General features: G+C 47.3%; 15 protein-coding genes, 1 tRNA gene and 1 other RNA gene. 8 read left to right on the forward strand and 9 right to left on the reverse strand.

The window, feature by feature from the left end; genetic code table 11:
* Positions 1-1359, forward strand: a complete 1359-nt coding sequence (locus ACFOET_RS03055; protein ID WP_379019441.1) for a M23 family metallopeptidase — start codon at positions 1-3, stop codon at positions 1357-1359.
* 46 nt (positions 1360-1405) lie between these two features.
* The gene (locus tag ACFOET_RS03060; protein ID WP_379019443.1) at positions 1406-2143 is read left to right on the forward strand and encodes a copper homeostasis protein CutC; all 738 of its coding nucleotides are present in this window, start codon (positions 1406-1408) and stop codon (positions 2141-2143) included.
* Positions 2144-2398: 255 nt separating this feature from the next.
* Here the strand turns inward: ACFOET_RS03060 and ACFOET_RS03065 are convergent.
* Positions 2399-2469, reverse strand: a tRNA-Cys gene (locus ACFOET_RS03065).
* Between the two features lie 251 nt (positions 2470-2720).
* Here ACFOET_RS03065 and ACFOET_RS03070 point away from each other — a divergent pair.
* A complete protein-coding gene (locus tag ACFOET_RS03070) occupies positions 2721-3362 on the forward strand; it encodes an outer membrane beta-barrel protein (RefSeq protein WP_379019445.1) in 642 nt (213 codons plus the stop codon).
* A 134-nt stretch (positions 3363-3496) separates the two neighbouring features.
* On the opposite strand, the gene rpsJ is transcribed toward ACFOET_RS03070, so the two are convergent.
* The 5 genes from rpsJ to ACFOET_RS03095 form a co-directional block, all read right to left on the reverse strand.
* Positions 3497-3802 (reverse strand): 30S ribosomal protein S10, encoded by a 306-nt coding sequence (gene rpsJ, locus ACFOET_RS03075; protein ID WP_002993539.1) that lies wholly within the window; start codon positions 3800-3802, stop codon positions 3497-3499.
* Between the two features lie 69 nt (positions 3803-3871).
* A complete protein-coding gene (gene fusA, locus ACFOET_RS03080; protein WP_379019448.1) occupies positions 3872-5986 on the reverse strand; it encodes an elongation factor G in 2115 nt (704 codons plus the stop codon).
* 126 nt (positions 5987-6112) lie between these two features.
* Positions 6113-6580: a 30S ribosomal protein S7 gene (gene rpsG / locus ACFOET_RS03085; RefSeq protein ID WP_379019450.1), complete on the reverse strand. Its 468-nt coding sequence runs from the start codon at positions 6578-6580 to the stop codon at positions 6113-6115.
* A gap of 19 nt (positions 6581-6599) precedes the next feature.
* Entirely contained in the window at positions 6600-7007 is a 408-nt protein-coding gene (gene rpsL, locus ACFOET_RS03090; protein ID WP_103907777.1) for a 30S ribosomal protein S12, read from the reverse strand.
* 167 nt (positions 7008-7174) lie between these two features.
* Complete coding sequence (locus ACFOET_RS03095) at positions 7175-7732, reverse strand: hypothetical protein (RefSeq protein WP_379019451.1); 558 nt, start codon at positions 7730-7732, stop codon at positions 7175-7177.
* Between the two features lie 197 nt (positions 7733-7929).
* On the opposite strand from ACFOET_RS03095, the gene ACFOET_RS03100 reads away from it, so the two are divergent.
* Together ACFOET_RS03100 and ACFOET_RS03105 are read left to right on the forward strand one after the other, a co-directional pair.
* Entirely contained in the window at positions 7930-8985 is a 1056-nt protein-coding gene (locus tag ACFOET_RS03100) for a sensor histidine kinase (protein ID WP_379019453.1), read from the forward strand.
* Between the two features lie 23 nt (positions 8986-9008).
* A complete protein-coding gene (locus ACFOET_RS03105) occupies positions 9009-9722 on the forward strand; it encodes a LytR/AlgR family response regulator transcription factor (RefSeq protein ID WP_379019455.1) in 714 nt (237 codons plus the stop codon).
* A gap of 73 nt (positions 9723-9795) precedes the next feature.
* Here the strand turns inward: ACFOET_RS03105 and ssrA are convergent.
* The 3 genes from ssrA to hisG all read right to left on the reverse strand — a co-directional run bounded on the left by ssrA (position 9796) and on the right by hisG (position 12363).
* Positions 9796-10164: a transfer-messenger RNA gene (ssrA, locus tag ACFOET_RS03110) on the reverse strand.
* A 53-nt stretch (positions 10165-10217) separates the two neighbouring features.
* Entirely contained in the window at positions 10218-11504 is a 1287-nt protein-coding gene (gene hisD / locus ACFOET_RS03115) for a histidinol dehydrogenase (protein WP_379019457.1), read from the reverse strand.
* Between the two features lie 7 nt (positions 11505-11511).
* A complete protein-coding gene (hisG, locus tag ACFOET_RS03120; RefSeq protein ID WP_379019459.1) occupies positions 11512-12363 on the reverse strand; it encodes an ATP phosphoribosyltransferase in 852 nt (283 codons plus the stop codon).
* Positions 12364-12831: 468 nt separating this feature from the next.
* Here hisG and ACFOET_RS03125 point away from each other — a divergent pair, with 468 nt between their 5' ends.
* The 3 genes from ACFOET_RS03125 to ACFOET_RS03135 are packed head-to-tail and all read left to right on the forward strand — an operon-like array spanning position 12832 to position 18769.
* Positions 12832-15291, forward strand: a complete 2460-nt coding sequence (locus tag ACFOET_RS03125; protein ID WP_379019461.1) for a glycoside hydrolase family 31 protein — start codon at positions 12832-12834, stop codon at positions 15289-15291.
* Between the two features lie 41 nt (positions 15292-15332).
* On the forward strand, positions 15333-17288 hold the full coding sequence (glgB, locus tag ACFOET_RS03130) for a 1,4-alpha-glucan branching protein GlgB (protein ID WP_379019463.1): 1956 nt from the start codon (positions 15333-15335) through the stop codon (positions 17286-17288).
* 29 nt (positions 17289-17317) lie between these two features.
* Entirely contained in the window at positions 17318-18769 is a 1452-nt protein-coding gene (locus tag ACFOET_RS03135; RefSeq protein ID WP_379019465.1) for a glycogen synthase, read from the forward strand.
* Position 18770 lies beyond the last annotated feature (1 nt).

The raw sequence follows: 18770 nt of genomic DNA on the forward strand, positions 1-18770 counted from the left end.
ATGATATTAAAAAAGAATGTACTTGCACTTGTAGTGCTTGCTGCGGTTGCTTTGGGTGCCAGTTTCATTTTCCTGTCTTCTTTTGATTCCACATCTGAACCGGTGTCATCAACAGCTGACGATATTGCCGTAGCGGAAAAACCAGAACTTTTATTCGGATTGGAAATCGATGGCTATGACATCGATACAGAAACCGTAAAGCGCAACGAATTTCTTTCAGATATCCTGCAGCGGTATCACGTGGATCTTCCCAGTATTTCGGTCCTTGCCGACAGATCTAAATCGGTGTTTGATGTCCGCAAGATCGCCGTGGGGCACGACTATACGGTATTTAAGGACGCATCAGGGCGCGCCGCGTATTTTGTATACCAGCCGAACGCGATCGATTACATCGTGTATGACTTGAGAGATAGCATTGCTGTTTATAAGGAGCAAAAAGCGGTTGACACAAGGCTCGAGACGGTAGCTGGGGTTGTACAAAGCTCACTGTATGAGACGTTGGCTGCCAACGGTGCGAGTCCCGATTTGGCAGTGCAGCTGGCTGAAATCTATGGGTGGGCCGTCAATTTCTACCGTATAAACAAGGGTGATTGGTTTAAGCTGGTGTATGAGCGTAAGTATGTAGACGACAGCCCAATCGGTCCGGGCAGGATACAGTCGGCTGTTTTTGGTCATAGCGGCAAGGAATATCAAGCTTTTTATTTTGAACCGGGGGATGGACAGCAAGGTGCATATTACGATGAAAACGGAAAAAGCCTCCGTCGGACTTTCCTTAAAGCCCCCCTGAAATACAGCCGCATCTCGTCCCGTTATACGATGAGGAGGTTTCACCCTGTGCTTGGGCGCTGGAAGGCCCATTTGGGAACGGATTTCGCTGCTCCACACGGCACGCCAATTGTGGCTACGGCTGCCGGCGTTGTTACTGAATCGACCTATGGATCAGGAAACGGCAATTATGTCAAAATCAAGCACGACAATGTATATTCCACGCAATATTTGCACATGAGTAAACGTGCCGTAAAGAAAGGCCAGCGGGTTGCGCAAGGGCAGGTGATCGGATACGTAGGAAGCACCGGGCTTGCCACCGGACCGCATGTGTGTTACCGATTCTGGAAAAATGGACGACAGGTGGATGCGTTGGCGCAGGTGTTTCCACCATCTGAACCCATCAATGAGAAATACCGTGTCGCTTTCAATAGGACCCTTAACTTTCATCAGCAGGCATTGGCTTCCATAGGGTTTGAGAAACAGAGCAATTTGGAGGTCTATGGCGCACTTGCTTTTAATATAGAGCGGCTGTTCGAACCGGACGAAGGCAATAGCCGTGTCTTGGAAGGGTTTTCAGCACAGATGCTATAAATCAATCAATAAATCAATCAATGACCCCCGGTGAAACATTAAGTTTGTGACACGCAAAACTTATCAGTTGGAAGTCTGTGCCAATTCAGTGTCGTCTGCTTTGGAGGCACAGGAAGGGGGCGCAGACCGAATTGAGCTTTGCCAGGCCCTTGAGCTGGGCGGGCTCACACCTTCCTATGGCCAGATACGCTTAGCTAAGCAATTACTCCATATCGGTGTCCATGTACTCATCCGTCCGAGAGCCGGAGATTTTTTATATAGCGACCATGAATATGACGAAATAAAAGCGGATATCGCGTTTTGTAGGGAGGCGGGGTGCGATGGCGTCGTCGTTGGAATGTTGCGTGAAAATGGATCGGTGGACACCAAACGGATCGCCGAATTGATCGAATTGGCAAATCCCATGCATGTTACTTTCCACCGCGCCTTCGACGTATGCCGGGATCCGTTCGAGGCATTGGAAGCAATCATCGGCAGTGGCTGCCGCAAATTGCTGACGTCTGGGATGAAAAGCACGGCATGGGAGGGAATCGAATTGATCAAGGCGCTTGTGGCGCAGGCACATGGCCGAATCGAGATTATGCCGGGGTCTGGCATCAATGCGGATAATATTGGTCAGATAGCCTCGATCACAGGTGCCAGGGAGTTTCATTCTTCAGCTAAAATCGTACAGCCGAGCGGTATGGCTTACATGAATAATGCCGTGAGCGGAATGGGAGGGGAGGTCTGGATGTCCTCTAAAGAAAAAATCCGCCAATTGGCGGATATCTTAAAAAACCTTTAGAAACCTCTTCTTAAGAGTTTTTAGTAACCTTATAATAAAAGGTTCTACTTTTCCAGTTCAACCGATAATTGGTCAAGCACCGCGTTGTTTTTTACAATTTGGCTGTTAGCTGGCATCTTTGAACGACTGCCGGTTTCCAAGTTGCGGCCAATCTTCAAAAATTGCACCTGGTTCTTCGCAACCACCTTATTCCTTCTGTCTTTTCTCTTTAAACGTGTAACTCCCATTTCTTTATTTTTTAAACGTTGGAAAACGAGGTCGGAAGCGGATTCGAACCGCTGTAAAAGGTTTTGCAGACCTCTGCCTAGCCACTCGGCCACCCGACCCTATTTCTTAGGGACTGCAAAGCTATAATAAATTATTGACAATTGAAAGTATCGTGAAAAGATATTTGCTCACTAAATCAATCAAATCTGATTGGAGTGTATAATAAATGGTACACTTGGTTGAATTTGTATGTTTTTAGTAAAAAATTGAAAATAAGCGTGTTATGTTATTTTTGGCGTAATGGCGCATAACTTGCAATATTCAGCGCAGTTCGAACAATATGTTTAATTAATTAAAAGGAGAGAACAATATGAAAAAGTTAGTATTACTAATAACAGTATTAGGCATTTCAGTGGGCGCTTTCGCTCAGGGTCAACCAATGGGTTTCGGGCTTAAAGCCGGGTTTAATTTTCCAAAGTATCACTGGTCGGGGTCGAATAATGCATATGAGACGAATTCAGCGACCAATTTTCATGTGACGGCATTTTTGGATGCGCCGATAGCTACTAATTGGCTCTATATCCAGCCAGGGGTCTCGCTTCAGGGCAAAGGTGCAAAGTTTGTAGACACCGATAATTTGGAGGTAACTCAAAATACCATGTGGATTGAGGTGCCGGTAAATTTTGTTGCTAAGTTCCCGGTACAGAACGCAGGTAGCTTCTTCCTTGGCGCCGGTCCGTATGTCGCTTTTGGAATCTCTGGCAAAAATAAATACGATACGAATTGGGGCTCTGAAGAGAGAGAGTTCGAGTTTGACCAAGATGGTACGATTAAAGGAACCGACTTCGGACTTAATTTCATCGGAGGTTTTCAGCTCAACAACGGGCTAATGATCCACGGCGGTTATGGAATGGGAATTACGGATATCCGTGGCTCTAACAATAACTTCTTTACTGGCGATGAAAAATTGACCAATCGCGTATGGAGCGTTGGACTTGGTTTTGCGTTCTAAGTAAGTCGAATGTTTTTACCAAGAATTTGGCCCGGGCTACTCCCGGGCTTTTTTGTGTTCAAAAAATCGAACGGCAAAAAAGAAAAGGGCTACCTATTGAGGTAGCCCTTTAACTGTTTTGAAATCATAGAAAATTACACTTTGATTTCCACTTCCACGCCACTTGGCAACTCAAGCTTCATCAAGGCATCCACTGTCTTTGAATTGGAACTATAGATGTCTAACAAGCGTTTATAGGCACACAGTTGGAATTGCTCACGCGCCTTTTTATTCACGTGTGGAGAACGCAGAACGGTATAAATTTTCTTTTCCGTAGGCAAGGGAATAGGTCCGCTTACTACAGCGCCCGTCGGCTTCACGGTTTTCACGATTTTCTCAGCAGATTTATCTACCAGGTTGTAATCGTACGATTTCAATTTGATTCTGATTCGTTGGCTCATTTTAGTTATTTAAATTTAAGGGCTGTCCATTAGAGCTATTTGTAACGGACAGCCGCCGGTGTTATATGTTTATACTTTTACTTTGCCTTTGGCTTTCGCAATCACTTCGTCCTGTACGTTTTTTGGAGCCTCGGCATAATGGTCAAACTCCATGGTAGACGTGGCCCGTCCGGAAGTAATGGTCCGCAACTGCGTTACGTATCCAAACATTTCGGAAAGTGGTACCATCGCTTTAATCACCTGAGACCCTGCACGACTATCTATCCCTTGCAGCTGCCCGCGCCTACGGTTGAGGTCGCCCATGACATCACCCATATTTTCCTCTGGGGTGAGCACTTCAATCTTCATGATCGGCTCCATTAATACCGGGCTACATTTAGGAAGGGCTTCGCGGAAGGCCGTTCGGCCAGCAATTTCAAATGATAAGGAGTCGGAGTCGACCGGGTGGAAAGACCCGTCTATCAACCTTACCTTCATACTCGACAACGGATATCCGGCTAATACGCCATTGGCCATCGAAGCTTCGAAGCCTTTTTGGACGGAAGGAATGTATTCTTTTGGAATAGCACCACCTACGATTTCGTTCACAAATTGCAGCGGGGATTTGGTCGCATCCCAGTCTTCGTCCACCGGAGAGATAACCACTTGAATATCGGCAAACTTACCACGCCCGCCGGTTTGTTTCTTGTACACTTCGCGGTGCTGGCTGGTGCCGGTAATGGATTCCTTATAAGCCACCTGTGGCGCACCTTGATTTACTTCTACCTTAAATTCCCGTTTCAGACGGTCGATCAGGATGTCCAGGTGAAGCTCTCCCATTCCGGAAATAACCGTTTGACCGGTGTCTTCATCCGTTTGCACGCGGAACGTGGGGTCTTCTTCCGCTAATTTGCTCAATGCAACACCGAGTTTATCTACATCTGCCTGAGTTTTAGGCTCAATAGCCAATCCGATAACCGGTTCTGGAAATACCATGGATTCCAGCACGATGGGGTGTTTCTCATCGCAAAGCGTGTCGCCGGTCTTGATATCCTTGAAACCAACAACCGCACCAATATCCCCCGCACCTATGTTCGGTATGGGATTTTGCTTATTGGCATGCATTTGAAAGATGCGCGAAATACGTTCTTTGTTATCCGATCGCGCATTGTACACGTATGAACCGGCGTCCAGGTTGCCTGAATACACTCGGATAAAGCACAGGCGGCCCACGAAGGGATCTGTAGCTATCTTAAACGCCAGTGCTGCAAAGGGCTCTTTTACGTCCGGTTTGCGGAAAATTTCTTGTTCGGTACGTGGGTCGGTTCCTTTCACGGCTTCTTGATCCAATGGAGAAGGCAATAGTTCCATCACCAGATCTAACATGGTTTGCACGCCCTTGTTTTTAAATGAGGACCCGCAAACCATCGGCACGATGGAATTGTCAAGAACCGCTTTCCGCAACGCGTCTAGAACTTCCCGTTCGGTGATCGAGTCTGGGTCGTCGAAAAATTTCTCCATCAATGATTCGTCGTAGCTCGCTACTGATTCCAGCAGTTTTTCGCGCCAGTGGGCTACGTCGTCTGCCATATCGTCGGGAATGGGTACTTCCGTAAAGGTCATTCCTTTGTCGTGTTCATTCCAGATAATGCCACGGTTGTTGATCAGGTCAACAACGCCTTTAAAGTTGTCTTCCGAACCGATGGGCAATTGCAGGGGAACAGCTTCTGCACCTAGCATCTCCTTCACCTGTTTCACCACGTTAAGGAAGTCAGCTCCCGAACGGTCCATTTTATTGACGAAACCGATGCGTGAAACTTTATAGTTATCTGCCAAACGCCAGTTGGTTTCGGACTGAGGCTCAACGCCGTCAACGGCCGAAAAAAGGAATACCAGTCCGTCCAGTACCCTGAGTGAACGATTTACTTCTACGGTGAAATCTACGTGTCCAGGTGTGTCGATGATGTTTACCTGGTATTGACTCCCCCGGTAGTTCCAGAATACAGTAGTTGCTGCAGACGTAATCGTGATTCCGCGTTCCGCTTCCTGTACCATCCAGTCCATCGTAGACGCCCCTTCGTGAACCTCGCCGATTTTGTGGTTTACACCGGCATAATAGAGAATGCGCTCGGTGGTCGTGGTTTTACCGGCATCGATGTGTGCTGCAATACCGATATTTCTTGTGTATTTTAAGTCTCGTGACATCTTATTACAATATTATCCGCATTTGCGGAAATAAATTTTCGATTCGCTTGGTAAAAAATACACCGATTTTCGGGATGCTTTCATTCCTTTCAAATCGGTGTAGTTCCATGGATACCGTGCCAATAGTTAAAACCTGAAATGTGAGAAGGCTTTATTAGCCTCCGCCATTCGGTGGGTATCCTCTTTTTTCTTTACAGCTGCACCTTCACCCTTTGAAGCCGAAATGATTTCAGCGGCCAGTTTCTCATACATGGTCTTTTCGCCACGTTTGCGGGCAAAGCTGATCAGCCATTTCATGCCTAAGGATATCTTGCGTTCGGGGCGTACCTCTGTCGGTACTTGGAAGTTTGCTCCGCCCACCCGGCGTGACTTTACCTCTACGGCTGGCATTACATTGTTCAATGCTTTCTTCCAAGTATCCAGACCATTTTCATTGGTTTTCTTTTCCACCAACTCCATAGATTTGTAAAATATGGTGTAAGCAAGTGACTTCTTGCCATCGAACATCATATTATTTACAAAACGGGTTACCTGTACATCATTAAACTTTGGATCCGGTAAAATGATTCTTTTCTTCGGTTTTGACTTTCTCATCTTCTTATCCTCCGTTTAATTATTTCTTGCCTTTTGTTGGAGCAGCTGCTTGCCCGGGTTTCGGACGCTTGGTTCCGTATTTTGAACGGCGCTGGTTCCGGCCAGCGACACCGGAGGTGTCTAACGCACCACGGATGATGTGGTAACGCACGCCGGGGAGGTCTTTTACCCGTCCGCCACGGATCAACACGATGGAGTGTTCCTGAAGGTTATGACCTTCGCCGGGGATGTACGCATTTACCTCTTTGCCATTGGTCAGGCGCACACGGGCCACTTTACGCATTGCTGAGTTGGGTTTCTTAGGGGTAGTGGTGTACACGCGTGTGCACACACCTCTTCGCTGTGGACAGCTGTCCAACGCTGGGGATTTACTCTTATCCACCAGAGCTACTCTACCTTTTCTAACTAATTGTTGAATAGTAGGCATTTACAGTTTTTAATTTTCGCTTTTTATCCTAAACTTCTTTTAAGGAGGGCAAAGGTAGATAGATTATTTTTGATTATCAAGGGGTTCGATAAAAAAATAGGGTGTTTATTAACGTAATATCAATCCGCTATTTCCTAAACAAGTAACTTGTTCGATAGAGCCTACCTTTAGTTTTTCCTGTGGGCAATTGGTGGGGTCGATATTTGAAGGGATTTGAGTACGATCAGGTATTTACCGCGAATAGCCACCTCCTTCAGCTCCGTGTCGTTTTCGATGTGCACGACGGTACGGGGCCTGGCACTTTTAGCATGTATCTCAAACCCTCGCCGTAACTCATAGCTCGGGTACCTTCGTTTGACGATGTTCTTTATTTTGTCAGAAATACGTTCGTACGGGTAATAGATAACCGTATGCTTCCAGCTCCCATCAATGCCGTATAAACTGGTGTGTCTGAGTCCGTCGATTTCAAATTTTCCAATGATCCCGGACTCGTAAATGAACCAATTTGCAGATGAATACCCATGGTAATGCTTCTCTATGTGTTTTTTTACCAGTGGTGGGAGACTAACCGTCCGCCTATCATGGATAGCGTGGGTTTCTGTGTTTTCGTCTCTTGACGTGTTAGAATCAAACGAGAGGTGTTTTGTCTGCGCCGTCAAGATTGAGCTAATGGCCAGTCCGGCAGTTAGCATGAGCGCGTTTTTGATTGTTGTTGTTTTCATCATTTTGTCAGCAAAGTGAATGACGATGCAAAAGAAATGGAATATGAGGCCGCAAACAGGTTATTTTAGACAAACTACAGTATTTTAGTCCAAGTGTCTTGCAAATACGTCAAGGGTCATTTGTCTTGAGTAAATGGTTGTTCATCTAAAAAGTACGAGTATAACTTATTGATTTTTATATTTGTGCATAGCGTACTGCCATGGACAGAAATGCAAAATATGGATGCTTTAGCTCACAGTATTCGCTGGCAGTACTGTTCTGGTCGTTATATTTCCTGTATGAATGGATTGCCCCCGCTTCCATGAGCGACGAATATGCCCGTTACCTGCTTTGGGCCGTTGTTATGGTTCCGATAACCATGGTTGCTGGGCTTCTTATCGTGCACGTTTACTTTAAGCGATTTTACCTAAATGATAGAAAAAAGCTATTCTGGCTGTGCGTGATCGTAACCATGTTTGTTGCGTTGATGCTAAGGCGATCATTTTATTATTACTACACCTATCCGGTATATTATCCTGAACTGCTGGTGCAGCCGTTCTTCTATTTGCCGAAAATAGTAATTGATTTAGTTAATGTAAGCCTGATCATCGCACTGTATTCGCTGATCAATTTTATCCGGGTGTATTTTGAGCAACAGAGGCTCACGGAAACTTTGCAGAAAGAGAATATCAGATCGGAGCTTGAGCTTCTGAAGATGCAGGTTCATCCCCACTTCATTTTTAACACGCTGAATAATATATATTCGTTCGCCCTACAGAAACATCCAGCTACCCCAAATCTCATCCACGGGTTATCTACATTTTTGGACTACAACCTATATACCTCCCGGCAACAACGGGTGGCACTTGAAACCGAATTGGAGTACATTAAGAATTACATGGAGTTGGAAAAAATTCGCACTGCCAACCGGCTGGATATTTCGATAAATATCCTCACTCCCATCAATGGGTTTCATGTAAGCCCGATGCTTATCCTCCCATTCATTGAAAATGCCTTTAAACATGGTGTATCACAAGAAACGAGGGAGTCTTGGATTCGGGTAGACGTTTCAATACAACAGCATGTATTGAAGTTGAAAATAGAGAACAGTTGTCCGGTGGTTGAAGATCTAAATGTGAAGGAGCGGTCAGGCATTGGGCTTCAGAATGTGAAACGGCGCCTTGAGATACTCTACAATGGGTCGCACAAGATTGATTTCCTAAAAAGCGAGGGTGCTTTTTTAGTAATTTTAGAACTCCCCAATTTACTGGAATGAATGCGAATAAACCGATTAGATGTATGGCAATCGATGACGAACCGCCCGCTTTGGAGCTGCTGGTGTCGTATATTTCGAAGGTCCCGGCGTTGGATTTGTGTTACTCTTCAGCTAATCCTTTGGACGCATTCAGCCGCATTCAGCAATGCCAGACCGATTTGTTATTTATAGACATCAAGATGCCGCATTTGAATGGCCTTGAACTGCTGAAGTCCCTAACGGAAAGACCACAGGTTATTGTTACAACCGCTTTTAGGGAATATGCTGCTGAATGCTTCGATTTGGATGCGTTGGATTACCTTGTGAAACCGTATCGGTTCGACCGGTTCCTCCGGGCGATATCGAAATATCAAAAACTTGTCTCAACCATAGGGTTGGATACTATGCTGGATGAAAGGAGGCAGGGCGCTCCGTATATGTATTTCAATGTCAATAAAGAGTTAGTAAAGGTATTTTTGCCGGATATCGTTTACATCGAAAGTATTAAGGACTACATCAAGGTTATCACGGAAAAGAAGACAATCATAACCTATCAGCGAATCAGCTATATGGAGAAAAAACTTCCTGAGGCGGATTTTGTCAGGTCGCACAAATCTTACATCGTTAACCTGAATAAAATCTCATCAAAAAGGGGGAACATGCTTCATCTTGGCAGGGTAAAGCTGCCCATCGGCAGAATATACAAAAATAGGTTGCTCGAACTGCTTAACAGGAAAATAAGCGATCTGCCAGTATAGAAGAAAACGGCGGGGATTTGGACAACAGTAAACCGTTAAAACAACAAAGCCCGACGATAGTCGGGCTGTTGCTTTGTGGAGTCGGAGGGATTCGAACCCTCGTCCAGACATGGTACAGTGTACGCTTTCTACATGCTTAGCTTCCGTTTCATTGTCGGGAAAGGGAAGGCCGGAAGCTCGCCTATACCGTTTTCCGTAGTTGCTGTTTCTCGCCAGCTTGTCGCAACGCCAAGCCAGCCAGTTTCCGTGAGTCGATGCCCCGGATGCTACGCTACGGAACCAAGCGCAAGCGGGACAAAAGCTGAACTAATTCTAAATTAGGCAGCTAAGGCGTAGTTATTTTCGCCATTTACAAATTTGAAAGTTGAGATTAAAGCGCCAGACTTCCAACGCGCTGCATGCTTACATAACCGTCTCCATCCTGTCAATTCCGGTCGACCCCGTTATGAAATAGCCTACAAAAGTACGAATTTTTATCGAAACTACCTAATAAACTCAGCCCATCCGCACAGAAACTGCGTTCTTATGCGCCTGCAAACCTTCCAGTTCGGCCAACACTTCCACCGTTGGTCCAATGTTCCGCAAGCCTTCCGCAGTGATATGCTGGAACGTGATTTTTTTGACAAATGCATCAACCGACACACCAGAATAAGATCGTGCATAGCCGCTGGTTGGCAGGGTGTGGTTGGTTCCTGATGCATAGTCTCCTGCGCTTTCTGGAGTCAGGTGGCCGATAAATACGGACCCGGCATTGCTCACCTTGCGTACGAGGGGTTCCCAAGTATCCGTTTCGATGATCAGGTGTTCAGGTGCGTATCGATTGCTGAAGGCCATGGCCTCCTCAAGGTTCTCACACAGCAATGCATACGAATTGGCGATGGATTTTGAGGCTACATCTGCTCTGGGCAACTGTGTTAGCTGTGCAGCCAAGGCTGTCTGCACCTCATCGACGAGGTGCTGGTCTGTACTGACCAGTATGGCTTGGCTGTCGGCTCCATGCTCCGCCTGAGCCAATAAATCGGCAGCCACATACGCCGGATTGGCCGTGCCATCTGCAATTACTAATACCTCCGAAGGGCCAGCAGGCATATCGATGCTCACATTAGTAAGACTCTGTGCCAAGCTCTTTGCTTTGGTTACGTATTGATTTCCAGGGCCGAATATCTTGTCAACCTTGGGGATGGTGTCTGTGCCATACGCCATTGCCGCTATCGCTTGTGCGCCACCGGTCAGGTATATCGTTTCAATTTTCAGCAATTGCAGGCAATAAGCGATATAGCCGTTGATCCTGCCGTCGGCTTGCGGTGGCGAGCATATCACAATTTCACGGCAGCCGGCGATGCGCGCCGGGACGCCAAGCATCAGTAACGTGCTGGGCAGTACTGCCGATCCGCCGGGAATATAAAGACCGACGCGTTCGATGGGTCGCGGCTCCCGCCAGCACGTGACGCCGGGCATTGTTTCCACGGTCCGTTCCTTGCGCAACTGGGTTTCATGGAAGCGGTGAATGTTGGCAAAAGCGATTTCAAGTGCCCGTTGCTGCTCCCTGCCTATGGTTGAAGCTAAGGCGGCGATGTCGCTGCTACCCAGCGCAAGGTCTGTTAATTGCACACCGTCAAATTTTTCAGCATACATGCGGAGCGCATTATCGCCATTGGTTCGTACCTCGTCCATGATCGCCATGACTGATTGCTGTATGGATCTGGACGGGTCGGTATTCCGGGTAATGAGCCGTTGAATGTCGGACTCCTGCAGTGAACGATAGGTGTATGTCTTCAACATGGCTTCCTTACATGATAATCTTTTCCACAGGCATCACCACGATACCTTGCGCACCAGCCACTTTCAGTTTGTTAATTTTATCCCAAAAATCCTGTTCTGAAATAACAGTGTGTACCGCCACCCAGTTGTCCTCGGCCAACGGCACAATAGTAGGACTTTTGACCCCGGGAAGCAGAGAAATGATTTCATCCAGATTACTGCGCTGGACGTTCAATACCACATATTTCGTTTCCGCTGCCCGAAGCACGGATTGGATGCGTTGGATCAGCTCACGGACAATGGGGTTGCTGTCGATACCGTTTTTGCCGATCAGGATTGCTTCAGATGTCATTACATCTGCAAACGGCTTGAGTCCATTGCTTCGCAGGGTGCCACCTGTTGACACAATATCAAAGATGGCGTCGCTGAGTTCAAGGGCAGGGGATATCTCTACCGAGCCGGAAATCGTGCGGATGTCCGCTGTTATCCCGTTGCTGTCAAGAAATTTTTTCAAAATGGTAGGATAAGAGGTAGCCACGGCTTTTCCGTTGAGGTCAGCCAATGTCTTTGCCTCGCTGTGACTGGGAACGGCTATTTTCAAGCTGCATCTGCCGAATCCAAGCCGCTGTAGGTACCGAACGTCAGCTTCGGTTTCGGCAATCACATTTTCACCCACGATGCCTAAATCGGCAATACCGTCCTGCACGTACTCGGGGATGTCATCGTCACGCAAGAACAGTATTTCCAAGGGAAAATTGGAAACCGTGGTTATTAAAGAGCTTTTATAGTTTTCAAAGTTTAAGCCACAGTTTTTCAGCAGTTGCACCGATTTCTCGTTTAGTCTGCCGGATTTTTGAATGGCTATTTTGAGATTCTTCATCTATACACTGAAATTTAAAGTGAACAAAACCTGCACGGGTTGTTGATATTCTCTTTCGTGAACGGCAGCAATATACAGGCGTCAAAAGATTTTTAGTAACGTTATAAAAGTAGGAAAAACATCGGGTTACAAATTGCTTCACGTAGAAACATACAGGTTACTTATCGCCACAGGGGCGATGGTAAAAATGTGCGCCGGAATGGATGATGGCAATCTGCATGTTCAATAGTTCATGATTTGGTTGGCAAACTTAGCTATAATCACTTTCATTTGCAAATCACCTTTGTTACAATTGTACACGCTGTATGTGGCTCACTCAAATTCTTTGCTGAAAAAGGTGCTTGCAGCTGAAAAAATCAAGGTGTTGATTGCGAACCCTTTGGCAGTTGTTGGATATTTTATGGAGTGATAAATTGTTTTAAACTCCTAAATGATGTACTTTGGCTAAAAAATATGAGGTGATAATTTATGGCGAAGGATTTAACTAAACAGCAAGAAACAGAGAAGACAGGTGCGGCACAGCTATTGGAGGAAGGGATACACCATGTAAATAATCCGGTGTTAGACTTGCCGGAAATCGTCAAGAATTATCTAGGTCCGGTTTCCGGCTTTCACCAGGAAAATAACAACTTTTACTTTACAGACGGAGGTGCAAGTGTCGAGATCAAAGTGGTAAGCGATGAAATCATACGCGTGCGGCTCGCCCCAAAAGGTCAGTTTCTTGACGACTTTTCCTATGCTGTGCCCCAGTCAGACCAGCATGTAGCGGTATATAATTTCGAAGAAGATCTGCAGGCTTATCGTGTGAAAACAAACACAGTTACCTGCGTGGTCAACAAAGCGGATTTCTTGGTGTCTTTCGAAGACAGGGAAGGCACTGCGTACAATAAGGACTATTCACCGATGCATTGGGAGGAAAACCCCGACTTCGGAGGATATTATGTCTATTGCACGAAGGAAGCAAAGGCTACTGAAGCTTTTTACGGTTTGGGCGATAAGCCTACCCACCTCAACCTAAGGGGCAAGCGGTTCGTCAACTGGAACTCTGATACGTACTCGTTCCAATTCAATCAGGATCCACTGTATCGGAGCATACCGTTTTATATCGGGTTGCACGGAGGGGATGCATACGGTATTTTTTTTGACAACACATTCAAAACCTATTTCGACTTCGCTGCCGAAGCGTTTGACCAGACCAGTTTTTGGTCTGAAGGCGGCGAGCTCCAATATTACTACATCCACGGCCCGCATATGATGGATGTTATAAAGCGTTACCACAGCCTCACAGGAACGCACTACCTGCCACCGTTATGGGCATTGGGCTTTCACCAGTGCCGGTGGAGCTACTATCCTGAAAGTAAGGTGAGGGACCTTGCGCGGAACTTCCGTGAGCGCCGCATCCCATGCGATGCCATTTACCTCGACATCGACTACATGGACGGTTATCGTTGTTTCACTTGGAATAAGCGGTATTTTCCCGACCCGAAAAAGATGATTAAGGAGCTGGCGGACGACGGATTCCGAACCGTGGTCATTATCGATCCGGGTATAAAAGTGGACGAAAATTATTGGGTATTCAAGGAAGGGAAGAAAAACCGCTATTTCTGCCGGAGGGGCGATGACTATTTTATGGAAGGGTATGTGTGGCCGGGCCGATGCCAGTTCCCTGACTTTACCAATCAGGAAGTCCGGGAATGGTGGGGTGGCCTTTTCAAAGGGCTGGTCGAAGCCGGTGTAGCGGGCGTATGGAACGACATGAATGAACCAGCAGTATTCGGCCGGGGCACGTTTCCTAACGATGTACGCCATAATTTCGATGGCTATCGGGGCTCGCACCGGAAGGCGCACAACGTGTATGGTATGCAGATGGTACGCGCTACCTATGAAGGGTTGAAAAAACTCTATCAGAAAAAACGCCCGTTTACCATCACCCGCGCAGCCTACGCTGGCACGCAACGCTATGCATCGGTATGGACGGGCGATAATGTTGCCACATGGGAGCATCTCCGCCTCGGTGTTTTGCAGCTCCAGCGCCTCTCCATGTCGGGCATGCCGTTTTGTGGTACGGACATCGGAGGCTTCAGCGGCGAGCCTGATGCTGAGCTTTTCACGCGGTGGATTCAGTTTGGGGTCTTCTCCCCATTTATGCGTGCGCATTCCGCCGGCGACACTGCCGAGCGCGAACCATGGAGCTTCGGGCCGGAATACGAAACGCTCAACCGTAAGTTCATCGAATTGCGCTATAAATTGCTGCCCTATATCTACTCCGTTTTTTGGGAACATACTAAATATGGGTTTCCGATCCTTCGCCCAGTCACGATCATTGAGCAGCACCTGGAAAGCAACGTCCAGCGGGAAGAGGAGTTTTGTTTTGGCGATAAGATTCTGGTATCACCAGTTTTGAACCCCGGACAACAACGTAAAACCGTTTACCTTCCACACGGCGCATGGTACTACTATTGGAGTGATGCTATATTTCAGGGTGGTGAGGAGCATGAGATAGAAACGCCGATGGATGAAATGCCCATCTTCATTAAAGCAGGTGCTGTGCTGCCGGAATATCCCGTAATGCAATATGTCCAAGAAAAGAAAATAGAATCGTTTAAATTATTGGTCTATTATAGTGACCAGGAAGTTAATTCCTACCTCTATGAGGACCACGGAGATACGTTTGCATACGAACAGCACATTTACCTCGAAAAGAAATTCGTGGTGAAGGGCACGTTAAAGAGCTTGACCATCGAGCAATATGAGGATGGGTTGTATTCAACCAAATATGACTCCTACGATTTGCACTTGGTTGCATTGCCGTTTGAGGTTGGGCAGGTGATGGTCGACGATAAACCCATGGCTGCTGTGCTTGATGACGCGGGTAGATACCTGGTGAAGGTACCTAAGAACTTCCGGACTGTGTCCGTCACGGAATAAGGGATACACCGGACATGGCTAACCAATTATAACAAACAGTTATGCAAAACGCGGTAGAAGGCTACTCATTGTTCACTGATTTTGATGTCAGACTTTTCCGTGCTGGCAAGCACTATAAACTGTATGAAAAGTTCGGTTCGCACGCACTGTTGCGTAACGGCGTGGCGGGCACCTATTTTGCTGTGTGGGCCCCTAACGCAGAGTCGGTCTCAGTCGTGGGCAACTTTAACGGCTGGAACCCCTATCTGCACAAATTGCATGTCCGTTGGGACGGATCAGGAATTTGGGAAGGGTTTATACCTGCAATCGGTGTAGGCGAACTGTACAAATACCACATCCGGTCTTACCAAGGAGAGACGCTCGAAAAGAGCGATCCGTTCGCTTTGCAAAGCGAACTGCCTCCCAAAACGGCGTCGGTGATATCCACCACATGGTATGAGTGGGACGACGGAGATTGGATGAAAATACGCTACGAACGGAATGGGCTCAACCGGCCCATCTCGGTTTATGAGATGCACTTGGGCTCATGGGTGCGTGACCCCAATGATCCCCAACGCCTGTTGGGATACCGGGAGATCGCCGATAAGCTGGTGCCCTATATCAAGGAAGCAGGGTTTACCCATGTCGAGCTGCTGCCTGTGATGGAACATCCTTATTATCCCTCATGGGGCTATCAGATAACGGGTTATTTCGCTGCGTCATCCCGTTACGGGTCTCCACAGGACTTGATGTACCTTGTCGAGCAACTGCACGTCAACGGTATCGGCGTTTTGCTGGACTGGGTGCCATCTCATTTCCCCGGCGATGGCCATGGCCTCTACAGGTTTGACGGTACCCACCTTTATGAGCATCAGGATCCGCGACAGGGTTATCACCCTGATTGGAGTTCTTATATATTCAACTATGGACGTAATGAGGTGCGGTCGTTCTTGATCAGTAACGCCATATTTTGGATAGAAAGATACCACATAGATGGCCTGCGCGTAGATGCTGTGGCTTCAATGCTTTATTTGGATTATTCGCGCAAGGAGGGTGAGTGGATACCAAATGAATATGGTGGTAGGGAAAACTTACAGGCCATCGGTTTCTTGAGGGAATTGAATGAAGCTGTTTACAGCCTCTTCCCGGAGGTACAGACCATCGCTGAGGAATCGACCTCCTGGCCAGGGGTGAGCCGTCCGACATACAGCGGTGGGCTCGGCTTCGGGATGAAATGGATGATGGGCTGGATGCATGACACGCTAGCATATTTTGCGCGCAACCCGTTGTACCGACAGCATCATCACGGTCAGGTTACGTTCAGTTTGCTCTATGCCTTCCACGAAAACTTCATGTTGCCGATTTCGCATGATGAGGTAGTGCATGGTAAGGGGGCTATGGTTCAAAAGATGCCAGGCGACGAATGGCAGCGATTTGCCAACCTAAGGACGTTGTACCTGTATATGTTTACGCATCCGGGCACCAAGCTACTGTTTATGGGCTGTGAGTTTGGACAGACTGCTGAATGGAATCATAATCAGTCATTGGATTGGCACTTAATGCGGTATCAACCGCATAAGGGGATCTTTGAGCTCATCAAATCCCTGAATCACCTTTACCAAAATGAGCCGGCGCTTTACGAGCATAGCTTCAACCCTGAAGGCTTTGAATGGATAGAAGAGGGAGACGCTCAGCATTCGGTAATAGCTTATACACGGAGGGGAATCAAACGGGAGAACGACTTGCTCATTATCCTGAATCTCACCCCAGTTGTACGCTATTCTTACCGATGCGGCCTGCCTGCGCAGGGCGAATGGCAGGTGTTGGTCAATTCAGATGACCCCGACTACTATGGTAGCGGTATCGAACAGCCGGTGGTGCAAGCTGAACCCGTCCGCTGGATGAACAGGGACTGGTCAGCGAACCTTACATTACCGCCCTTGGCCGGCCTTGTCCTCAAGCGTATTCCGGAAAAAAAGAAGAAGCGGGGAGGTGGTGCGAAAAAGCACGCGATGTAAAAATAGTGAATCGAGATAACGATCATTTTATGGCTGACGAAAGGAAAACAGGTACGACTAAGCATATCATTCACCTCAGTGCGGAGTGTTATCCCGTGGCTAAAGTGGGTGGTCTTGGTGACGTCGTTGGGGCGCTACCAAAATACTTGCAGCAGGCGGGACTGCAGACCTGGGTGGTTATGCCCTGGTACAACAAGCCTTTTGTGCGCATGCATGAGTTCGAGGTTGTCTACACGGGGAGCTTTCATCAGGGCTCAAGACCGCTGGAGATACAGGTATTTAGGGAAAAGCATGATGTGCTTGGTTTCGAATTATATCTTGTTAAAATACCAGGGCTCCTGGACCGGGACGAACCCTATGGGTATATGGATGAGAGCGAGCAGTTTATGGCTTTTCAGCATGGTTTCCTGCATTGGGTTACCCAGATGGGTATCACACCGGACGTTGTGCATTGTCACGATCATCACACTGGTCTTGTCCCGTTTTTGATGTACCATACCGATCGCTTCGTCCAGTTGCGACAGGTGCCTACCGTAGGCACCGTGCACAACGGGCAGTATCAGGGGTGGATGGATTGGAACAACGCTATTCTGTTACCACCTTTCGATACATGGAAGTGGGGATTACTCGACTGGGACAAAGTGATCAATCCCCTGGCTGCTTTGATTAAGTGCTGTACAGTATTTACTACCGTGTCCAAGGGGTACCTCGGCGAATTGATGGAGCAAGCCAACGGGTTGGAGCGGTTGTTTGCAATGGAGCGCGCCAAAGGTATCGGGATTGTCAATGGCATCGATACGGCGGTATGGGACCCTAGCAGCGATCCGATGCTTAATCAGCATTATCGCATATCCAATGTGCAATCCGGCAAGCGTAAAAATAAGGCACTTTTGTGTGAAGCGTATGGATTGGATCCGAGTAAACCGCTGCTTGCATATATTGGTCGGTTTGCAGGTGAGAAAGGTGCAGATCTTTTACCTGAAATCATCGAAAACATATCGACTAGTAATGGTGTTGACCTTAATATTATGATTTTGGGATCCGGAGACCCACAGGTACAGTCGGCGGTGGCTTATTTAGCAGAAAAATACCGGGGGCGGATCTTTGCTTATATCGGTTATCAAGAAGAACTGTCGCACAGGATATACGCCGCGGCGGATTTCCTAATTATGCCCTCACGGGTCGAACCGTGTGGCCTTAATCAACTGTATTCCATGCGGTATGGCACAGTTCCCATCGTTCGGAGTACCGGTGGGCTTAAAGATACGGTACGTGATATCGATGAGGACGATGGATACGGAATTACCTTTCAGCAAGCTGATGCGGCGGATGCCGTGCTGGCTATACACAGGGCATTGGAACTATATAACGACGGACAGCGCATGCAACGGATAAGAAACCAACTGATGAAACTTGATTTTTCGTGGACTAAATCAGCAACAGAATATGTAACAATGTACCATAATATAGCCAAAAAATAGA

Origin of the sequence: Parapedobacter deserti (assembly GCF_042646065.1) — a bacterium.
Taxonomy (GTDB): domain Bacteria; phylum Bacteroidota; class Bacteroidia; order Sphingobacteriales; family Sphingobacteriaceae; genus Parapedobacter; species Parapedobacter deserti.

Bases quoted from the DNA above. Each gene is read 5' to 3' on its own strand.
- ACFOET_RS03055 (WP_379019441.1), top strand. From the start codon at position 1: ATGATATTAAAAAAGAATGTACTTGCACTTGTAGTGCTTGCTGCGGTT.
- ACFOET_RS03070 (WP_379019445.1), top strand. From the start codon at position 2,721: ATGAAAAAGTTAGTATTACTAATAACAGTATTAGGCATTTCAGTGGGC.
- rpsJ (WP_002993539.1), bottom strand. From the start codon at position 3,802: ATGAGCCAACGAATCAGAATCAAATTGAAATCGTACGATTACAACCTG.
- fusA (WP_379019448.1), bottom strand. From the start codon at position 5,986: ATGTCACGAGACTTAAAATACACAAGAAATATCGGTATTGCAGCACAC.
- rpsG (WP_379019450.1), bottom strand. From the start codon at position 6,580: ATGAGAAAGTCAAAACCGAAGAAAAGAATCATTTTACCGGATCCAAAG.
- rpsL (WP_103907777.1), bottom strand. From the start codon at position 7,007: ATGCCTACTATTCAACAATTAGTTAGAAAAGGTAGAGTAGCTCTGGTG.
- ACFOET_RS03095 (WP_379019451.1), bottom strand. From the start codon at position 7,732: ATGATGAAAACAACAACAATCAAAAACGCGCTCATGCTAACTGCCGGA.
- ACFOET_RS03100 (WP_379019453.1), top strand. From the start codon at position 7,930: ATGGACAGAAATGCAAAATATGGATGCTTTAGCTCACAGTATTCGCTG.
- ACFOET_RS03105 (WP_379019455.1), top strand. From the start codon at position 9,009: ATGGCAATCGATGACGAACCGCCCGCTTTGGAGCTGCTGGTGTCGTAT.
- hisD (WP_379019457.1), bottom strand. From the start codon at position 11,504: ATGTTGAAGACATACACCTATCGTTCACTGCAGGAGTCCGACATTCAA.
- hisG (WP_379019459.1), bottom strand. From the start codon at position 12,363: ATGAAGAATCTCAAAATAGCCATTCAAAAATCCGGCAGACTAAACGAG.
- ACFOET_RS03125 (WP_379019461.1), top strand. From the start codon at position 12,832: ATGGCGAAGGATTTAACTAAACAGCAAGAAACAGAGAAGACAGGTGCG.
- glgB (WP_379019463.1), top strand. From the start codon at position 15,333: ATGCAAAACGCGGTAGAAGGCTACTCATTGTTCACTGATTTTGATGTC.
- ACFOET_RS03135 (WP_379019465.1), top strand. From the start codon at position 17,318: ATGGCTGACGAAAGGAAAACAGGTACGACTAAGCATATCATTCACCTC.